Origin of the sequence: Bradyrhizobium sp. 155, from assembly GCF_023101105.1 — a bacterium.
Taxonomy (GTDB): Bacteria; Pseudomonadota; Alphaproteobacteria; order Rhizobiales; family Xanthobacteraceae; genus Bradyrhizobium; species Bradyrhizobium canariense_D.
Map to the genome: position 1 here is coordinate 3,787,441 of NZ_CP064704.1, position 16,378 is coordinate 3,803,818.

13 protein-coding genes are annotated in these 16,378 nt (G+C 65.4%); 9 read left to right on the plus strand and 4 right to left on the minus strand.

Translation table 11 applies throughout. The features are described from left to right. Positions 1-51 precede the first annotated feature (51 nt). The gene (locus IVA93_RS18505; RefSeq protein ID WP_247370390.1) at positions 52-1,416 is read right to left on the minus strand and encodes a hypothetical protein; all 1,365 of its coding nucleotides are present in this window, start codon (positions 1,414-1,416) and stop codon (positions 52-54) included. 174 nt (positions 1,417-1,590) lie between these two features. Between IVA93_RS18505 and glmU the strand changes: the two genes are divergently transcribed. Beyond that, entirely contained in the window at positions 1,591-2,946 is a 1,356-nt protein-coding gene (glmU, locus tag IVA93_RS18510) for a bifunctional UDP-N-acetylglucosamine diphosphorylase/glucosamine-1-phosphate N-acetyltransferase GlmU (protein WP_247370393.1), read from the plus strand. Positions 2,947-2,952: 6 nt separating this feature from the next. On the opposite strand, the gene IVA93_RS18515 is transcribed toward glmU, so the two are convergent. Next, positions 2,953-3,171 carry a hypothetical protein gene (locus IVA93_RS18515; RefSeq protein WP_247370398.1) on the minus strand — a complete coding sequence of 73 codons (219 nt, stop codon included), beginning with the start codon at positions 3,169-3,171 and terminating at the stop codon, positions 2,953-2,955. A 220-nt stretch (positions 3,172-3,391) separates the two neighbouring features. On the opposite strand from IVA93_RS18515, the gene glmS reads away from it, so the two are divergent. From glmS to IVA93_RS18530, 3 genes are all read left to right on the plus strand, one after another. Next, on the plus strand, positions 3,392-5,218 hold the full coding sequence (glmS, locus tag IVA93_RS18520) for a glutamine--fructose-6-phosphate transaminase (isomerizing) (protein WP_247789899.1): 1,827 nt from the start codon (positions 3,392-3,394) through the stop codon (positions 5,216-5,218). 89 nt (positions 5,219-5,307) lie between these two features. Then, positions 5,308-6,081 (plus strand): DUF502 domain-containing protein, encoded by a 774-nt coding sequence (locus IVA93_RS18525; protein ID WP_018457941.1) that lies wholly within the window; start codon positions 5,308-5,310, stop codon positions 6,079-6,081. A 104-nt stretch (positions 6,082-6,185) separates the two neighbouring features. Beyond that, entirely contained in the window at positions 6,186-7,043 is an 858-nt protein-coding gene (locus IVA93_RS18530) for an NAD(P)-dependent oxidoreductase (RefSeq protein WP_085353114.1), read from the plus strand. A 28-nt stretch (positions 7,044-7,071) separates the two neighbouring features. Here the strand turns inward: IVA93_RS18530 and IVA93_RS18535 are convergent, their stop codons facing one another. Further along, positions 7,072-7,587 carry a P-loop NTPase family protein gene (locus IVA93_RS18535; RefSeq protein WP_247789900.1) on the minus strand — a complete coding sequence of 172 codons (516 nt, stop codon included), beginning with the start codon at positions 7,585-7,587 and terminating at the stop codon, positions 7,072-7,074. 177 nt (positions 7,588-7,764) lie between these two features. Between IVA93_RS18535 and IVA93_RS18540 the strand changes: the two genes are divergently transcribed. The 3 genes from IVA93_RS18540 to panE all read left to right on the plus strand — a co-directional run bounded on the left by IVA93_RS18540 (position 7,765) and on the right by panE (position 10,087). Further along, positions 7,765-8,154 (plus strand): hypothetical protein, encoded by a 390-nt coding sequence (locus IVA93_RS18540; protein ID WP_018457938.1) that lies wholly within the window; start codon positions 7,765-7,767, stop codon positions 8,152-8,154. A gap of 106 nt (positions 8,155-8,260) precedes the next feature. Beyond that, positions 8,261-9,091, plus strand: a complete 831-nt coding sequence (locus IVA93_RS18545) for a helix-turn-helix domain-containing protein (RefSeq protein ID WP_026233463.1) — start codon at positions 8,261-8,263, stop codon at positions 9,089-9,091. A 66-nt stretch (positions 9,092-9,157) separates the two neighbouring features. After that, positions 9,158-10,087, plus strand: coding sequence for a 2-dehydropantoate 2-reductase (gene panE, locus IVA93_RS18550; protein WP_018457936.1), 930 nt, complete (start codon positions 9,158-9,160; stop codon positions 10,085-10,087). Here panE and recG read toward each other — a convergent pair. Further along, positions 10,084-12,192 (minus strand): ATP-dependent DNA helicase RecG, encoded by a 2,109-nt coding sequence (gene recG, locus IVA93_RS18555; protein WP_247370405.1) that lies wholly within the window; start codon positions 12,190-12,192, stop codon positions 10,084-10,086. The genes panE and recG overlap by 4 nt on opposite strands. A gap of 183 nt (positions 12,193-12,375) precedes the next feature. Between recG and IVA93_RS18560 the strand changes: the two genes are divergently transcribed. Both IVA93_RS18560 and mfd read left to right on the plus strand, forming a co-directional pair. After that, on the plus strand, positions 12,376-12,666 hold the full coding sequence (locus IVA93_RS18560; RefSeq protein WP_247370408.1) for an FAD assembly factor SdhE: 291 nt from the start codon (positions 12,376-12,378) through the stop codon (positions 12,664-12,666). Continuing rightward, positions 12,663-16,181: a transcription-repair coupling factor gene (gene mfd / locus IVA93_RS18565; RefSeq protein WP_018457933.1), complete on the plus strand. Its 3,519-nt coding sequence runs from the start codon at positions 12,663-12,665 to the stop codon at positions 16,179-16,181. The genes IVA93_RS18560 and mfd overlap by 4 nt, the downstream gene beginning before the upstream one ends. Positions 16,182-16,378: the final 197 nt, after the last annotated feature.

Sequence of the window (16,378 nt, forward strand, 5' to 3'; positions counted from 1 at the left end):
ACCTGCGTGAGATCCTTCACCCATTACGCTGATGAATTGCCGCGAGGTAAGCTACCTTCTGAAGAACGACGACAGCGTTGATCCCGCCGACGCCGTCTCGGGCTTCGGCTGTGCGGCCGGCTGCGCCGCAGGAGCAGGCGCGGGCTCCTCGCGCTTCGATGAGCGTTTTGAGGAATAGCTGCGGCGACGCTTGTCGGGCTTGGCGGCCGGCGCGGGCGCTGGGGCGGTCTCGGCTTGCGGCACCGAGTCCTGGGGCTTGTCGGAGTCCTTCTCCTGAACCCTGTCTTGGGTCTTGTCTTGGGTCTTGTCCTGCTTCTTCTCTTGGCCGCCGCGCATTGACAGCCGCTGGCCGTCGAACACGGTGGTCTCGCAGTGGCGGTCGTTCTCGGCGAGGCCGGCGCAGAGTTTTGCTGCAGCCGCTGCATTGATCAGCGGACCGGCGCCGAGGCGGAGCTGCATGCCAAGGCCGGTGTTGCCTTCCTTGATCATGATGATCGGCCGCAGCGCTGCGATTTCGGGATTGGATTTGGTGACCCCGCGCCACAGCGCGCGCAGGCCATCGAGCGAGTTGGCGCCACCGAGATCAATCGCAAAGCGCGTCTGCTGGACCGCGATCGCGGGAGCCTCGCTTTCGGCGGCCTCCGGCGGCTTGGCAGGTGCCGCGGCGACTTCGATCGGAGCGGGCGCCGGTTCTGGCTTCGTCTCGGCAGCCTTCTCGGTCGCCTTCTCTGCGGCCTCGGGCTGAACCAGTTTCGGGGCGGCCGGATCGGGCGGCGCCATGATCGATTTGGATGGGACCAACGGAAGCATCGGCAGTGCCGAATTCGTCGCCGGCGACTGCGCGACCAGCGAGGCCGCGGCCGCGCTCTGCGGCGGCGGACTCCACGGCTCCTTTGCGGCCTCGGCGCGCGGCTTGTCGTTGGCCGGAGCCGGTGTCGAGGCGACCTGCGCGATGCCGGGCGCCGGCGGGCCGATCAAGGCCGGCGCGTCCTGCGGCTTCGCAACGGACGCCTGCGGCGGCGTTGTCGTCTGCTTGGCGATGGCGCCGGTCACGGAATCGAGCCCTTGCTCCAGCACGGTGACGCGCGAATAGAGCCGGTCGCGATCGGTGTTCAGCGTCTCGATGGCGGAGGCGAGCCGGCGGGCCTCGTTCTGGCTCTCCTTGGTCAGGATCTGGAGCCGGTCGGCCTGGCGCGCGAGATCGGCGGATGCGACCTGGTCGCGCCGCCAGCCGAGCTGGGCCTGGTTGGCGAACACGGCAAGCACCACGGCGCCGACGGCCGTCACGCCCCATGAGCCCAGCCGCCACATCATGCCGCGATCGAACGAACTCTCCTCGGCCACAAGTCCGGAGAACAGCCCGCCGGTCTCCTTGGCGCCGAAGGCATCCGCCAGTGGGTCGGAATCCTTTGCCATGAACGTTAAGTGCCCAACCCCTGTCCGGCTTCCCCGAATCAATCAGGGAACATTAACAGGAAAAGCGTGTCGCACTTGAACTCCGGGCGTTTGCGGGGGTAGCAAGGCGATAGCTGATGAGGGCGGCCCGTCGCCCGCTGGCGCCGATTGATTCGGCCGATTGACAGGATTGCGATGACCGCCCGTTCCAGCCTCACGATCGTGCTCGCCGCCGGCGAAGGCACGCGTATGCGCTCACACCTGCCGAAAGTGCTGCATCCTGTCGCGCACCAGAGCCTGCTCGCCCACGTGCTCGCCGCGGCGCCCAAGGGAGCCGGCACCTCGCTCGCAGTCGTGATCGGACCCGACCATCAGGCGGTGGCGGACGAAGCAAGGCGCATCCGTCCCGACGCGCTCACCTTCGTGCAACAGGAACGGCTCGGCACCGCACATGCGGTGCTGGCGGCGCGTGATGCCATTGCGCCGGGCGTGGATGATCTGCTGATTGCGTTCGGCGACACGCCGCTGATCTCGGCCGAGACCTTTGCGCGGCTGCGCGCGCCGCTGGCCAAAGGCGCCGCAATTGCCGCACTCGGCTTCCGCGCCGCCGATCCCACCGGCTATGGCCGCTTCATCGTCGAGGGCGATCGCCTGGTCGCGATCCGCGAGCAGGCCGATGCCAGCGCCGAGGAGCGCAAGATCGACCTGTGCAATGCCGGGGTCATGGCGATCGACGGGCATCGCGCGCTCGCGATCCTCGACAAGATCGGCAATGCGAATTCCAAGGGCGAATATTATCTGACCGACGCGGTCGGCATTATCAGCGAACAGGGATGGGATGCCGTGGTGATCGAAACCAGCGAGGACGAAGTGCGCGGCATCAACACCAAGGCGCAGCTCGCCGAGGCTGAAGGCGTGATGCAGGCGCGGTTGCGGAAAGTGGCGATGGAGTCCGGCGTCACGCTGATCGCGCCCGAAACCGTCTATCTCGCCGCGGATACCGTATTCGGCAAGGACGTGACGATCGAGCCCTTCGTGGTGATCGGCCCCGGCGTTTCGATCGGCGACGGCACGGTGGTCCATTCCTTCTCGCATATCGTCGAGACCAAGCTCGGCAAGAAGGTCTCCATCGGCCCCTATGCGCGGCTGCGGCCCGGCACCTCGCTCGGCGACGGCGCGCGCATCGGCAATTTTGTGGAGACCAAGGCCGCGACGCTGGAGGCCGGCGTCAAGGTCAACCATCTCTCCTACATCGGCGATGCCACCATCGGCGCCAATTCCAACATCGGCGCCGGCACCATCACCTGCAACTACGATGGGTTCAAGAAGCACAAGACGATCATCGGGCAGGGCGCCTTCGTCGGCACCAACTCCTCGCTGGTTGCACCGGTGACAATCGGCAACGGCGCCTATATCGGCTCGGGCTCCGTGATCACGCGCGACGTGCCTGATGACGCCATGGCGCTGGAGCGGAGCCCGCAGACCATCCGCGAAGGTGGGGCGGTGCGCTATCGCGAGCTGAAGACGGGTGGCAAGAAGCCGGAGAAATGAACGCCGCTATTCGTCGTCGGCGAATTCGGAGAAGATCGCGCGCGTCAGGCGCCAGCCGCGCGGCTTGGCACGCTTCGCCGGCTCGCCGGCGACGTGCTTGATGAAGACGGGCTTGCTTTCCTTGCCGCGCTGGGGCGTCGGCCAATGCGCGAGGTGCGTGCCGGTGGTCTCGCTGGCGCGCACCGCCATCGATGACAGGCCTTTGCGGTTGGATGAGCCTTTCATGGCCTCTCTCCTTGGTACGCAAGGGTTGGCCAAATTTGTTGACAACAAGTTAACGCGCGCGGTTTAAGGCCCAGCCAGTTCGACGCAGGCGAGGCTCGGTCGCCGTCGGTGCTGTCTCAATCAGCAATAATTATTGAGTATCTGGTTCCTTAGGAACTTCGCTAAAAACTGAGCTGGTCGTTTAGGCGATTTTTCGACGATTTGGGGGATATTGATCCGCATGTGCGGGATTGTCGGCATTCTCGGGCGCGAGCCGGTTGCAGAGCAATTGGTGGATTCGCTCAAACGTCTTGAATATCGCGGCTATGATTCCGCGGGCGTCGCCACGCTCGAAGGCAAGCATCTCGAGCGCCGCCGCGCCGAGGGCAAGCTGAAGAATCTGGAGAAGCGGCTGGGGGCCGAGCCGCTCAAGGGCACGACCGGAATCGGTCACACCCGCTGGGCCACCCACGGCAAGCCGACCGTGAACAATGCGCACCCGCACGCGACCGAGCGTGTCGCCGTCGTTCACAACGGCATCATCGAGAATTTCCGCGAGCTGCGCGAGGAGCTCGAGAAGAAAGGCACGGTGTTCCACACCCAGACCGACACCGAGATCGTGCTGCATCTCGTCGACGACCTGCTCACGCGCGGCAACAAGCCGGTGGAAGCGGTGAAATTGACGCTGGCGCGGCTGCGCGGCGCGTTCGCACTCGGCTTCATCTTCGCGGGCGAGGACGATTTGATGATCGGTGCGCGCAACGGTCCGCCGCTCGCGATCGGCTATGGTGACGGCGAGATGTATCTCGGCTCCGACGCCATCGCGCTCGGGCCGTTCACCGACACGATCAGCTATCTCGAGGACGGCGACTGGGTCGTGCTGACCCATACAAGCGCTTCGATCTTCGACAAGGACGGCCATGCCGTCCAGCGCGAGAAGACCAAGCACGCGGCCTCGACCTCGCTGGTCGACAAGGCCAATTACCGCCACTTCATGGCCAAGGAGATCCACGAGCAGCCGGAAGTGGTCGGCCACACGCTGGCACGCTATGTCGACATGGCGACCGAGCGGGTCTCGCTGCCGGTCAAGCTGCCGTTCGACTTCAAGAACATCCAGCGCATCAACATCACGGCTTGCGGCACTGCGAGCTACGCCGGCTTCGTCGCAAAATACTGGTTCGAGCGTTTCGCGCGCGTGCCGGTCGAGGTCGATGTCGCCTCCGAATTCCGCTACCGCGAGGCGCCCTTGCGCAAGGGTGATCTCGCCATCTTCATCTCGCAGTCGGGCGAGACCGCCGACACCTTGGCCGCGCTGCGCTACGCCAAGGCCCAAGGCGTGCACACGGTGGCCGTCGTCAACGTGCCGACCTCGACGATCGCGCGCGAAAGCGAGACCGTGCTACCAACGCTGGCCGGCCCAGAGATCGGCGTCGCCTCGACCAAGGCGTTCACTTGCCAGCTCATGGTGCTGGCAAATCTTGCGATCGCGGCTGGCAAGGCCCGCGGCGAACTGACCGACGAGGACGAGACCAAGCTCGTTCACGGGCTCGTCGAAATCCCGCGTTTGATGTCGGATGCGCTCACCACCGAGCTCCAGATCGAGAAGCTCGCGCGCGAGATCGCGAAATCTCGCGACGTGCTCTATCTCGGTCGCGGCACCAGCTTCCCGCTCGCCCTCGAAGGGGCGTTGAAGCTGAAGGAAATCTCCTACATCCACGCCGAGGGCTATGCCGCCGGCGAGCTCAAGCACGGCCCGATCGCGCTGATCGACGAGACCATGCCTGTCGTCGTCATCGCGCCCTACGACCGGGTGTTCGAAAAGACCGTCTCCAACATGCAGGAGGTCGCCGCTCGCGGCGGCAAGATCATCCTGATGACCGACGCCAAAGGCGCGCAGGAGGCAACCGTCGAGTCCCTCGTCACCATCGTCATGCCCGATATGGCGGCGGCGTTCACGCCGATGGTCTATGCGGTCCCGGTTCAGCTGCTCGCCTATCATACGGCGGTCATCATGGGGACCGATGTCGACCAGCCGCGCAATCTCGCGAAATCCGTGACGGTGGAATAGGCAGAAGGGTCGAGTGCGGGACGCTTCGTGGTCTTCCAAAACCTGCTAGAAGACCCTAGCTTGGACGAAGCGACTGACTTGGAACCCGAATGAACCCCCGTGACGACGCGCCTGCGCCTCTTGATGCCGTGCCCGAGCCGCATACCGGCCTGATCGGCCGCTTCCGTAACTATTTCCTCACCGGCCTCATCGTGACGGGGCCGATTGCGATCACGCTGTATCTGGTCTGGTGGTTCGTCACCTGGGTCGATGGCGTGGTGCGGCCGTTCGTGCCGCTGGCCTATCGGCCCGAGACTTATCTGCCCTATGTCATTCCCGGCTGGGGGCTGATCGTCGCATTCTTCACGTTGACGCTGGTCGGCTTCCTCGCGGCCAATTTGATCGGCCGGACACTGGTCGATGTCGGCGAGACCTTCCTCGGCCGCATCCCGGCGGTACGCGCCATCTACCGCGGCCTGAAGCAGGTGTTCGAGACGCTGTTCTCGGGCAAGGGCTCGAGCTTCCGCAAGGTCGGCCTGGTTGAGTTTCCCTCGCCGGGCATGTGGTCGATCGTGCTGATCTCGCAAGCGCCGAACGAGGACGTCTCCCGCAGCCTGCCGGGTCAGGAGGAGCACGTCTCGGTGTTCCTGCCGTGCTCGCCGAACCCGACGACCGGCTTCTTCTTCTATGTGCCCAAGAGCAAGATCGTCGAGGTCGACATGAGCACCGAGGATGCCGCGACGCTGATCATGTCGGCCGGCGTCGTGCAGCCGGGCTCAGCGCCCGATTCGAAGAAGGCAGCGGCGCTGGCGGGCATGGCGAATGCCGCGCGTATTGCCAACGCCTCGGCGGCGGTGCAGCCCCAGCCTGCGAAGGTGGAGTAGGGCCATTCCCCTGCGGGATGGCCGCCGTTCACGCGGGCGTCTCGTCCTCTGCTAGTCTCCGATTGAACTGAGCGCGTTGCTCGGGCTTCGATCTGGAGTGCACGATGTCCAAAACTATTGCGATCCTCGCGCCCGGTGCCATGGGCAGTGCCGTGGCCCGCCGTCTCGGCGAGCACGGTGCGCGTGTGCTGACGTCGTTGAGAGGGCGGAGCGAAGCGACGCGCAAACGCGCCACGGATGCCGGCATGATCGGCGCCGAGGACGACGCGATCGCGGACGCCGACATCATCCTGTCGATCGTGCCGCCGGGCGAAGCCGTGGCGCTCGCCGAGCGGCTGGCCGGGCTGATCGTCCGGCGCGAGAAGAAGCCGGTCGTGGTCGATTGCAATGCCGTCAACGTCGATACCGTGATGAGGATCGAGGAGATCATCGGCTCGGCACAGGCGCCGTTCGTCGATGCCGGCATCATCGGGTTCCCGCCCCAGCCCGGTGGCAAGAGCCCGGCCTTCTACATGTCGGGCGAGCACGCCAAGGATGTCGCCGTGCTGAAGGATTTCGGGCTCGACGTGCGGATCGTCGAAGGGCCGGTCGGTGCCGCGTCCGCGCTGAAAATGTCCTATGCCGGGATCGTCAAGGGCCTCGCCGGGATCGGCGCGGCGATGGTGGTCGCGGCAACGAAAGCGGGGGCTGCGGATGCGCTGCGCGACGAACTCGCACTCAGCCAGCCCGCGGTTCTGGCCCGGCTCGAAGTCGCGCTGCCGGACATGATTCCGAAAGCCTATCGCTGGGTCGCGGAGATGCGGGAGATTTCCGGCTTCCTCGGCCCCGATCATCCGGCGAGCCAGGTTTACGAAGGCTTTGCGCGCTGGTTCGACCACCTCGCCGAGGATGCGAAAGGCGAGGCGGCGGATACCGACCTGATGAAGGCATTCGCCGCGCGCATCGCGCAGAAGAAATCCTGATCGTCCGGTCTCACGTCACCGCCATCCATCATGTGCCGTGCAGCGAATCCAGAAACCGCTGGATGTCTCGATCGCGTCTCAAGCGCACGACCGGAACGTCAGCGCCATACTGCATACGCTCGGCCTCGATGACAGGCGCGCGCTCGGTGTCGTAGCGCCACGCCTCGCGCATCAATTTCCAGTCGAACTGCTCGGGGCACCCCTCCGGGAGATCAGGCCGGGCCTTGTCGCGATCGAAGGCGGATCGCAGGAGAATGCGCCACTGGCAGAGCCAGCGCGGGCGGTCGATGACGACCAGCGTATCGGCGCGCGCGAGCGTGAGATCGAAGGCAAGTCCCGAGAAGCTGCCGTCGACAACCCATGCGTCGCCCGCGATCGCGTCAGTAACCCGTGCTCGGAAGTTCGGTTTGTCGGATGGCTTCCATCCCGGCCGCCAGTAGAGCACGTCGAGATGCACTACCGGCAGCGCGAGCTTTTGCCCGAGATTTCGGGAGAGGCTCGTCTTTCCGCTACCCTGACAGCCTACAACGATGATCCGGCGCATCGTCGTAGGGTTCCATAAAGTCGGGCGAAGGGAAAGAGGAGGCCTCCGAACGCGCGTTATTACCTGGCATGTAATTGAGCTCATCTGCAGCCTGGCTACTGTCCCGGTCATTCACCCGACAGGAAGCATTCCATCAAGCCTCCTGTCGCGTGTGTGTCGGTGCATGAGGAGAGAGCTATGCAAGTCGTGTTTACGAAGAAGGAACCGCCGCAATGGCTGCTCGACATGTGGCGGGAGATCGACAACAAGACCTTCGGACCAGGCTTCGACTGTTTTACGGAAGATGCCGTTTGCAACCTCGGCGTCGCCGATTGGAAGGGGCGCGAGGCGATCCGCGGCAATCTGAAGGCCTTCATCGACACCGGATTCACCGCGCTCCATCACATCACCGAATATTGGGACGCGGGCTCGCTGAAGGTGTTTCGGGGTGTCGTGGACATGACACCCGATGATCCCTCAATGAAGACGGTTCATCCCACGATGACGCACTTCTTCTACATGGACGAGAGGAACGACACCAAGGTACGGCACTGGGTCGGTGCCGTGGGGCCGGTCGCCTTCGGTTGATCGCCACGAACCTGCTACCATCGGCGGTGGTGCCTCGGACAAGCCGACGTACCGCCGCCGATGCGCGTTGACGATGCCGCACATCGACAGGAAGGATCAGTCGGCCATGAAAGCGACGGCCAGTGCCCTCAAGACGCGCGCCAGTTCCGCGGGCGCGCTGCTGCGTCAATGGCGGGACATTCGCGGCAAGACGCAGCTCGACCTGTCCTTCGACGCCGGCGTCTCGCAGAAGCACATCAGCTTCGTCGAGAGCGGCCGCAGCGTTCCGAGCCGCCAGATGCTGCTCGACCTTGCGCAAGCCCTCGACGTGCCCTTGCGCGAACGCAACGAGCTGCTGCTGGCCGCCGGCTATGCGCCGTCCTATTCCGAGCCCGCGCTCGAGGCGCCCGGCATGACGAGCATCAACCGTGCCCTGCAACGCATGCTGCGTCAGCACGAGCCGTTTCCCGCCATCGTCATGGACCGGTACTGGAACGTGCTGATGACCAATGAGGCCGCGCCGCTTCTGTTCAATTGCTTCATCGACATGTCCGCACGGCCGGCGCCACGAAACCTGCTGCATCTTATGTTCGATCCGGAGGGCATGCGCCCTTTTATCGCGAACTGGCCGCAGACCGCACGCGGGCTGCTGGCGCGGGTGTATCGCGAGGCAGTCGGACACGTGGTTGACATCAGGACGAAGGCGTTGCTGGAGGAGCTGTCGCAATACCCCGGGGTGAAGCCGGAATGGCGTGCGCCGTCGGCATCCGATGCGATGCCGATGATCCCGTTGTCCTTCGTCAAGGACGGTGTGACGCTGGACTACTTCTCCCTGATCACGACGGTTGGAACGCCGCAGACGGTGACGGCGGAGGAGCTGCGGCTCGAGTGCATGTTCCCCGCCAACGAGGGGACCGAAGCCGAGCACGGCAGGTTCTTGCGCGCGCACGCCGGTTGAGGAGACGTCGCGAGGCTCATCTGTTATTGTTTCTGCGAAAGCGGTCACTCCGCAATGGGAGTTCGAATGAGAGTGCTTGTGATCGGCGCGGGAGCGCTCGGAGGCTACTACGGAGCGCGCCTGGTCCGAGCCGGCGGCGACGTGAACTTTCTGGTGCGGGCCGGGCGTGCGGAGCAATTGCGGCGGAATGGATTGCAGGTCGTGAGCCCGCAGGGCGATTTCGCCGTGCAGCCGAAGATCATCCTGGCCAACGACCTCAAGGAAACGTTCGACGTCGTGCTCGTCGGGGTGAAATCCTACTCGCTCGACGATGCGATGGCCCAGTTTGCCCCGGCCGTTGGCGCCCACACGATGATTTTGCCGATCCTCAACGGGCTGAAACATGTCGACGCCCTGACGGCGCGGTTCGGCGCCGCTCAGGTTCTCGGCGGGCTCGCGAACGTCAGTGCCGGGCTCGATGCGGATGGTCGCGTCGTTCAGTTCATGGCCAATCAGACCATCGTCTTCGGCGAAATCGGGGGGTCGTTGAGCGAGCGTGTGCTCGCCCTGGAGACGCTGCTGCACGTGCCCGGTATCGACGTGCGCGCCAGCGAAGCGATCATGCAGGACATGTGGGAGAAATTCGTCCAGCTCTCGACGCTCGCCGGCATCACCTGCCTGATGCGTGCAAGCATCGGAGACATTCTGGCCGTTCCGAACGGCGAGCAATCCATCTTCCGCCTGTTTGCCGAATGCTGCGCCGTCGCCACGGCCTCGGGTTTTGAGCCGCGAGCGCCTTTCATCGAGTTTGACCGCAAGCTGTTCACGACCCCGGATTCCCCGCTCAAGGCCTCGATGCTGCGTGATATCGAGCGCGGCTCGGTCACCGAGGCGGAGCATATCCTCGGCGATATGGCCAACCGGGCCCGTGCACTCGGCATCGACACGCCCCTGCTGGATCTCGCCCGGGCGCATGTGGCGGCTTATGAGATTGGGCGGCAACGAGCGGCCAGCTAACCCGCTCCGATCAGCGGGATCGCTTCATCCCGCTCATACAGATACAGCAGGCAGCGCAGTGCCTCGCCGCGCTCGCCCTTGAGTTTTGGATCGTCCTTCAGGATGCGCAGCGCCTCGTCGCGGGCCTGCGTGATGAGCTGGCCGTGCACCTCCGAGCGGGCGATGCGGTAGCCGGGCAGGCCGCTCTGGCGCACGCCGAGCACATCGCCTTCGCCGCGCAGCTTCAGATCTTCCTCGGCGATCCGAAAGCCGTCGGTGGTCTCGCGGATCACCTTCAGCCGTGCTCTCGACATCTCGCCGAGCGGCTCGGAGTAGAGCAGCAGACAGGTCGAGGCCTCCGAGCCGCGCCCGATGCGGCCGCGCAATTGATGAAGCTGAGCGAGGCCAAAGCGTTCGGCGTTCTCGATCACCATGATGGTCGCCGCCGGCACGTCGACACCGACCTCGACCACGGTGGTCGCGACCAGCAGACCGATCTCGTGGGCGGCGAACTGGCCCATGACGCGGTCCTTCTCTGTGCCCTTCATCTGGCCGTGGACGAGGCCGACACGGTCGCCGAAACGCTTTTGCAGGGTTTCGAAGCGCCTGGTCGCATTGGTCAGGTGCTCGGTACCCTCGGCCTCGGATTCCTCGACCAGCGGGCAGATCCAGTAGACCAGCTTGCCGGATTCGAGCGCGCGGCCGATGCTGTCGGTGACCTCGCCGAGGCGGCTCATCGATATGGTGCGAGTTTCGATCGGCTGGCGGCCGGCCGGCTTCTCCCTGAGCTCGCTGATGTCCATGTCGCCGAAATAGGTCAGCACCAGCGTGCGCGGAATCGGCGTGGCGCTCAGCACCAGCACGTCGACGGCCTCGCCCTTTGCCGTCAGCGCCAGCCGCTCGCGCACGCCAAAACGATGCTGCTCGTCGACGACGGCGAGGGCGAGATCGCTAAAGATCACGTCGTCCGGGATCAGCGCATGGGTGCCGACGAGCAGGTCGATCTCGCCGGCTTCGAGTTGTGCCAGCAGGTCACGCCGCTCCTTGCCCTTTTCGCGGCCGGTGAGGATCGCGACCCGCATGCCCGCGCGCTCGGCGAGCGGCGCGATGGTCTTGATATGCTGACGAGCCAGAATTTCGGTCGGCGCCATCAAGGCGGCCTGCTTGCCGACCTCAGTGACGGCAGCGGCGGCCAGCAGCGCGACCACGGTCTTGCCGGAGCCGACGTCGCCCTGGAGCAGGCGCAACATGCGCACCGGCTGTTGTAGATCATTGGCGATGGCGGCTGCTGCGTCGCGCTGGGAGGTTGTCAGCGCATAGGGCAGGGCATCGATGATTTTGTTGCGGAGGTGCCCGTCGCCGGCGTTGCGCACACCGGCCGGGCGTCGCAATTGGGCGCGGATCAGGGCAAGCGCAAGTTGCCCGGCCAGGAGTTCGTCGAAGGCGAGGCGCGACCAGAACGGCTGGTCGGGCAGAATGTCGGTGAGCTCGACCGGCTGGTGCACGCGGGTGAGCGCCTCGGCGATCGGCGGGAAGCCGCAGCGGCGCAGCACCTCCGGGCTGATCCATTCCGGCAGTGCCGGGAGCTTCTGCAGCGCCTGCGCGACCGCACGGCGCAGCGAGCCGAGTGCAAGGCCCTCGGTCAAGGGATAGACGGGATCGATGCCGGAGAGTTTGGAAATCGCCTCCTCGTCCAGCACCCGGTCGGGATGCACGATCTGCGGGATGGCGTCGTACATCTGGAGCGTGCCGGAGACGAAGCGCTTCTCGCCGATCGGCAGCAGCTTCTCGACATAGCCGGGCTTTGCGCGGAAGTACGTCAGCACGACGTCGCCGGTGTCGTCGCTGGCGTAAACGAGGTAGGGCGCGCGCGCATTGCGCGGCGGGGGCGGGCGGTGGCGGTCGACCGTGACCTCCAGCGTCACCATGGTTCCCTGCACGGCGTCGCGGATCTTCGGCCGGGCGCGACGGTCGATCACCTGGCTCGGCAAATGCAGCAACAGATCGACCAGCCGCGGCGTCTCATTGCGGCTGAGCAGATATTGCAGCAGCTTGTCCTGCTTCGGACCGACGCCGGGCAGGCTGGTCACGGGGGCAAACAGCGGGTTGAGCAGGCTGGGGCGCATCAGGCGAATCTAGGACCGTTTTCGCTCGTCATGCCCGGCTTTATGCCCGGCATCCACGTGTTTTTTCGTGCCCCTGCGGGGCAGCGGGCCATGACAAATCGAGGGCTGACAGGGCCCGCCCGAGTGGCTATATCACCCCGGCCCGGCACGTCCGGGCTTTTGGCGTTTGACTGGATTTGAGACATGACGGGAACGACACGATCGAGCAACGGGCTGGACGACCGCCGCAAGCGGCTTCTGTTCCGCTGCTGGCACCGCGGCACGCGCGAGATGGACCTGATCCTCGGCCGGTTCGCGGATGCCGAGATCGGCAATCTGTCCGATGACGAGCTGACGCAGCTCGAGACCCTGCTCGAAGAGGCCGATCCCGACCTCTATGCCGCCATCACCGGCGACAAGGTGCTTGCCGCCGACGTCATCGGCCCGCTGTTTGCGCGCATCAAGAGGTTTCCGATCGCGGACCGCGACGTATGAAGCAGGGGATGAAATCGCCGGCCGAGCTGCTCACGCCCGGCCGCGCGCTCACGCTTGCCAATGTTGCCGAGGGTGCCGAGGGCCTCGTCATCTCTGATCTCGCGCGCGCCATCGCGGCGCGGCCGAAGAAGCCGGCTGTCAGCCTCGCGGTGATCTGTCGCGACGGGCCGCGGATGCAGCAGCTCGAACGTGCCCTGCAATTCTTCGCGCCCGATTTGCCCGTGCTGACCTTCCCGGCCTGGGACTGCCAGCCCTATGACCGCGTCTCGCCGCATGGTGGCGTCCTCGCGCAGCGCCTGACGACGCTGGCGCGGCTGGCGTCACTGACCGGTAGCGACAAGCCGCTGATCGTGCTGACCACGGTGAACGCCGTGGTACAGCGCGTGCCGGCGCGCGAGCTCGTCGCGGCGCAGGCGCTGTCGGTCGCGCCCGGCAACGTCGTGCCGATGGATACCATCATCGCCTGGCTCGAGCACAACGGCTACAACCGCTCCTCGACCGTGCGCGAGCCCGGCGAATACGCGGTGCGCGGCGGCATTCTGGACCTGTTTCCGGCCGGCCTGGACCAGCCCGTCCGTTTCGATTTCTTCGGCGACAGCCTGGAATCGATCCGCACCTTCGATGCCGAGACCCAGCGCACGCTGCTCGACATGCGCGCGCTCGATCTCGTGCCGATCTCCGAATTCCAGCTCGTCACCGAGACCATCCGCCGCTTTCGCATGGGCTACGTCGCCGAGTTCGGCGCGCCCGAGCGCGACGATGCGCTCTACGAGGCCGTCAGCGAGGGCCGCCGCCATCCCGGCATGGAGCATTGGCTGCCGCTGTTCCAGGACCGGATGGACACGCTGTTCGACTATCTGCAAGGAGCTTGCGTCGCGATCGAGCCGCAGGCCGAGGACGCCATCCGCGAGCGTTTCAAGCAGATCCTCGATTATTACCAGGCCCGCCGCGACGCCATGGAGCATCCGGGCGGCGGTGCCATCTACAAGCCGCTGCCGCCTGACAGGCTCTACCTGACCGAGGAGGAGTGGGGCAAGCGTGAGAGCGGGATGCCGTTGGTGCGGCTGACCCAGTTTTCGGTGCCCGCTGATGGTACCAGCGTGGTCGATGCCGGCGCGCGCAAGGGACGAGACTTCGCCCCGGAGCGCAACGATAACAAGATCAATGTCTTCGAAGCCGTCGTCGCACATGTGCATGGGCTACTGACAAACCGCAAGAAGGTGGTCATCGCGCTCTGGACGGAGGGCTCGCGCGACCGCATGACCTCGATGCTGCGCGATCACAAGCTCACCCCCGTGACCAGCGTCAACAGCTGGCGCACGGTGCAGGCGACCCCGCGCAACGAGACCATGCTGGCCGTGCTCGGCCTCGAAAGCGGATTCGAGACCGACGAGATCGCTGTCATCAGCGAGCAGGATATCCTTGGCGATCGCCTGGTCCGACCGCGCAAGGCGAGCCGCAAGCTCGACAATTTCATCTCGGAGGTGACGAGCCTCGCCGCCGGCGATATCGTGGTCCATGTCGATCACGGCATCGGCCGCTTCATCGGCCTGCAGACGCTGGACGTCGCCGGCGCGCCCCATGACTGCCTCGAGCTGCATTATGCCGCCGAGACCAAGCTGTTCCTGCCGGTCGAGAACATCGAGCTGCTGTCGCGCTATGGCTCCGACCAGACCACGGTCGAACTTGATCGTCTCGGCGGTTCGGGCTGGCAGACGCGCAAGGCCAAGCTCAAGAACCGCATCCGTGAGATCGCGGGCGAGCTGATCAAGATCGCCGCCGAGCGCCACCTCCATGAGGCGCCGAAGCTGCCGGTGCAGCCGGGCCTCTACGACGAGTTCTGCGCGCGCTTCCCCTATGACGAGACCGAGGATCAGCTTGGTGCGATCGAGTCCACGCTGAAGGACCTCGAGCTCGGCCGTCCCATGGACCGGCTGATCTGCGGCGACGTCGGCTTCGGCAAGACCGAGGTGGCGCTGCGCGCCGCCTTCGCGGTGGCGCTCGAAGGCAAGCAGGTCGCGGTCGTGGTGCCGACCACGCTGCTCGCCCGTCAGCATCACAAGACGTTCACCGACCGTTTCAAGGGTTTCCCGGTCCAGGTCGCCCAGGCCTCCCGGCTGGTGCCCGCCAAGCAGCTCAATCTGGTCAAGAAGGGCCTCGCCGACGGCTCGGTCGACATCGTCGTCGGCACCCATGCGCTGCTCAGCAAGTCGATCAAGTTCCGGGATCTCGGCCTGCTGATCGTCGACGAGGAGCAGCATTTCGGCGTGACCCACAAGGAGCGGCTGAAGCAGCTCCGCGCCGAGGTGCACGTGCTGACGCTGTCGGCCACGCCGATTCCACGCACACTTCAATTGGCGCTCACCGGCGTGCGCGAGCTCTCGATCATTGCCTCGCCCCCGGTCGACCGCCTCGCGGTCCGCACCTTCGTCGCCCCGCACGACCCCTTGATGATCCGCGAGGCGCTGCTGCGCGAGCGCTATCGCGGCGGCCAGGCGTTCTACGTGGTGCCGCGCATCGACGACCTCGCCGAGGTCAGGGATTTCCTCGACAAGAACGTGCCGGAGATGAAGGTTGCGGTTGCGCACGGGCAGATGCCGCCCGCCGTGATCGAGGATATCATGACGGCGTTCTACGACGGCAAGTTCGATATCCTGCTGTCGACCACGATCGTGGAATCCGGCCTCGACATCCCCAACGCCAACACGCTGATCGTGCATCGCGCCGACATGTTCGGCCTTGCCCAACTGTATCAGCTCCGCGGCCGCGTCGGCCGGTCCAAGCTGCGGGCCTATGCGCTGTTCACGCTGCCGGCGCAGCAGAAGATCACGGCGCAGGCCGAGCGCCGGCTCACCGTGCTGCAATCGCTGGAGACGCTGGGCGCGGGCTTCCAGCTCGCCTCGCACGATCTCGACATCCGCGGCGCGGGCAATATCCTGGGCGAGCAGCAGTCCGGCCATATCAAGGAGGTCGGCTTCGAGCTCTATCAATCGATGCTGGAGGAGGCGATCGTCAACCTCAAGGCTGGCGTGTCCGAGCCCGCGGCCGACCGCTGGTCGCCGACGATCACCATCGGCATGCCCGTGCTGATTCCGGAGGATTATGTCGGCGATCTCTCGGTGCGGCTGTCACTCTACCGCCGGCTCGCCGACCTCGACAGCGAGGAGGAGATCGAGAACTTCGGCGCCGAGATGCGCGACCGGTTCGGCGTGTTGCCGGACGAGGTGCGCTATTTGTTCAAGGTCGCCGCGATCAAGGCGTTCTGCCGCCAAGCCAATGTCGGCAAGATCGACGCCGGTCCGAAGGGCGCCGTCATCGCCTTCCGCGACAATTCCTTCGCCCATCCCGACCGGCTGGTGAGCTTCATCCGCAGCCACGGCCAGGCCGCGAAGGTGCGGCCCGACATGAAGGTGGTGTTCCTGCAGGACTGGGAGACGCCGGAAGAGCGTCTGGCCGGCACCACCGAGATCATGCGCCAGCTGGCGCAGCTCGCGCAGAGCAAGAAGGCGGCGTAGAGGTTTCTGGAGGCGGCGCGAAACGACGCGCCGCACTCGGATCTCGGAACAGCGACATATGATCACTTGCGCAATGATCGACCAGTTGCTAGGTTCGGTCTATCGAGTTTCGGCCGAACGACTTGGCCTCGCCGCTGAAAAGCGCGCCTGACTGACGACCCTCCCTCCAGATCTCGACGACACCCACCGCGCTTCTG

Excerpts from the sequence above, each read along its gene's own strand:
- IVA93_RS18505 (WP_247370390.1), bottom strand. The coding sequence starts at position 1,416 with ATGGCAAAGGATTCCGACCCACTGGCGGATGCCTTCGGCGCCAAGGAG.
- glmU (WP_247370393.1), top strand. The coding sequence starts at position 1,591 with ATGACCGCCCGTTCCAGCCTCACGATCGTGCTCGCCGCCGGCGAAGGC.
- IVA93_RS18515 (WP_247370398.1), bottom strand. The coding sequence starts at position 3,171 with ATGAAAGGCTCATCCAACCGCAAAGGCCTGTCATCGATGGCGGTGCGC.
- glmS (WP_247789899.1), top strand. The coding sequence starts at position 3,392 with ATGTGCGGGATTGTCGGCATTCTCGGGCGCGAGCCGGTTGCAGAGCAA.
- IVA93_RS18525 (WP_018457941.1), top strand. The coding sequence starts at position 5,308 with ATGAACCCCCGTGACGACGCGCCTGCGCCTCTTGATGCCGTGCCCGAG.
- IVA93_RS18530 (WP_085353114.1), top strand. The coding sequence starts at position 6,186 with ATGTCCAAAACTATTGCGATCCTCGCGCCCGGTGCCATGGGCAGTGCC.
- IVA93_RS18535 (WP_247789900.1), bottom strand. The coding sequence starts at position 7,587 with ATGCGCCGGATCATCGTTGTAGGCTGTCAGGGTAGCGGAAAGACGAGC.
- IVA93_RS18540 (WP_018457938.1), top strand. The coding sequence starts at position 7,765 with ATGCAAGTCGTGTTTACGAAGAAGGAACCGCCGCAATGGCTGCTCGAC.
- IVA93_RS18545 (WP_026233463.1), top strand. The coding sequence starts at position 8,261 with ATGAAAGCGACGGCCAGTGCCCTCAAGACGCGCGCCAGTTCCGCGGGC.
- panE (WP_018457936.1), top strand. The coding sequence starts at position 9,158 with ATGAGAGTGCTTGTGATCGGCGCGGGAGCGCTCGGAGGCTACTACGGA.
- recG (WP_247370405.1), bottom strand. The coding sequence starts at position 12,192 with ATGCGCCCCAGCCTGCTCAACCCGCTGTTTGCCCCCGTGACCAGCCTG.
- IVA93_RS18560 (WP_247370408.1), top strand. The coding sequence starts at position 12,376 with ATGACGGGAACGACACGATCGAGCAACGGGCTGGACGACCGCCGCAAG.
- mfd (WP_018457933.1), top strand. The coding sequence starts at position 12,663 with ATGAAGCAGGGGATGAAATCGCCGGCCGAGCTGCTCACGCCCGGCCGC.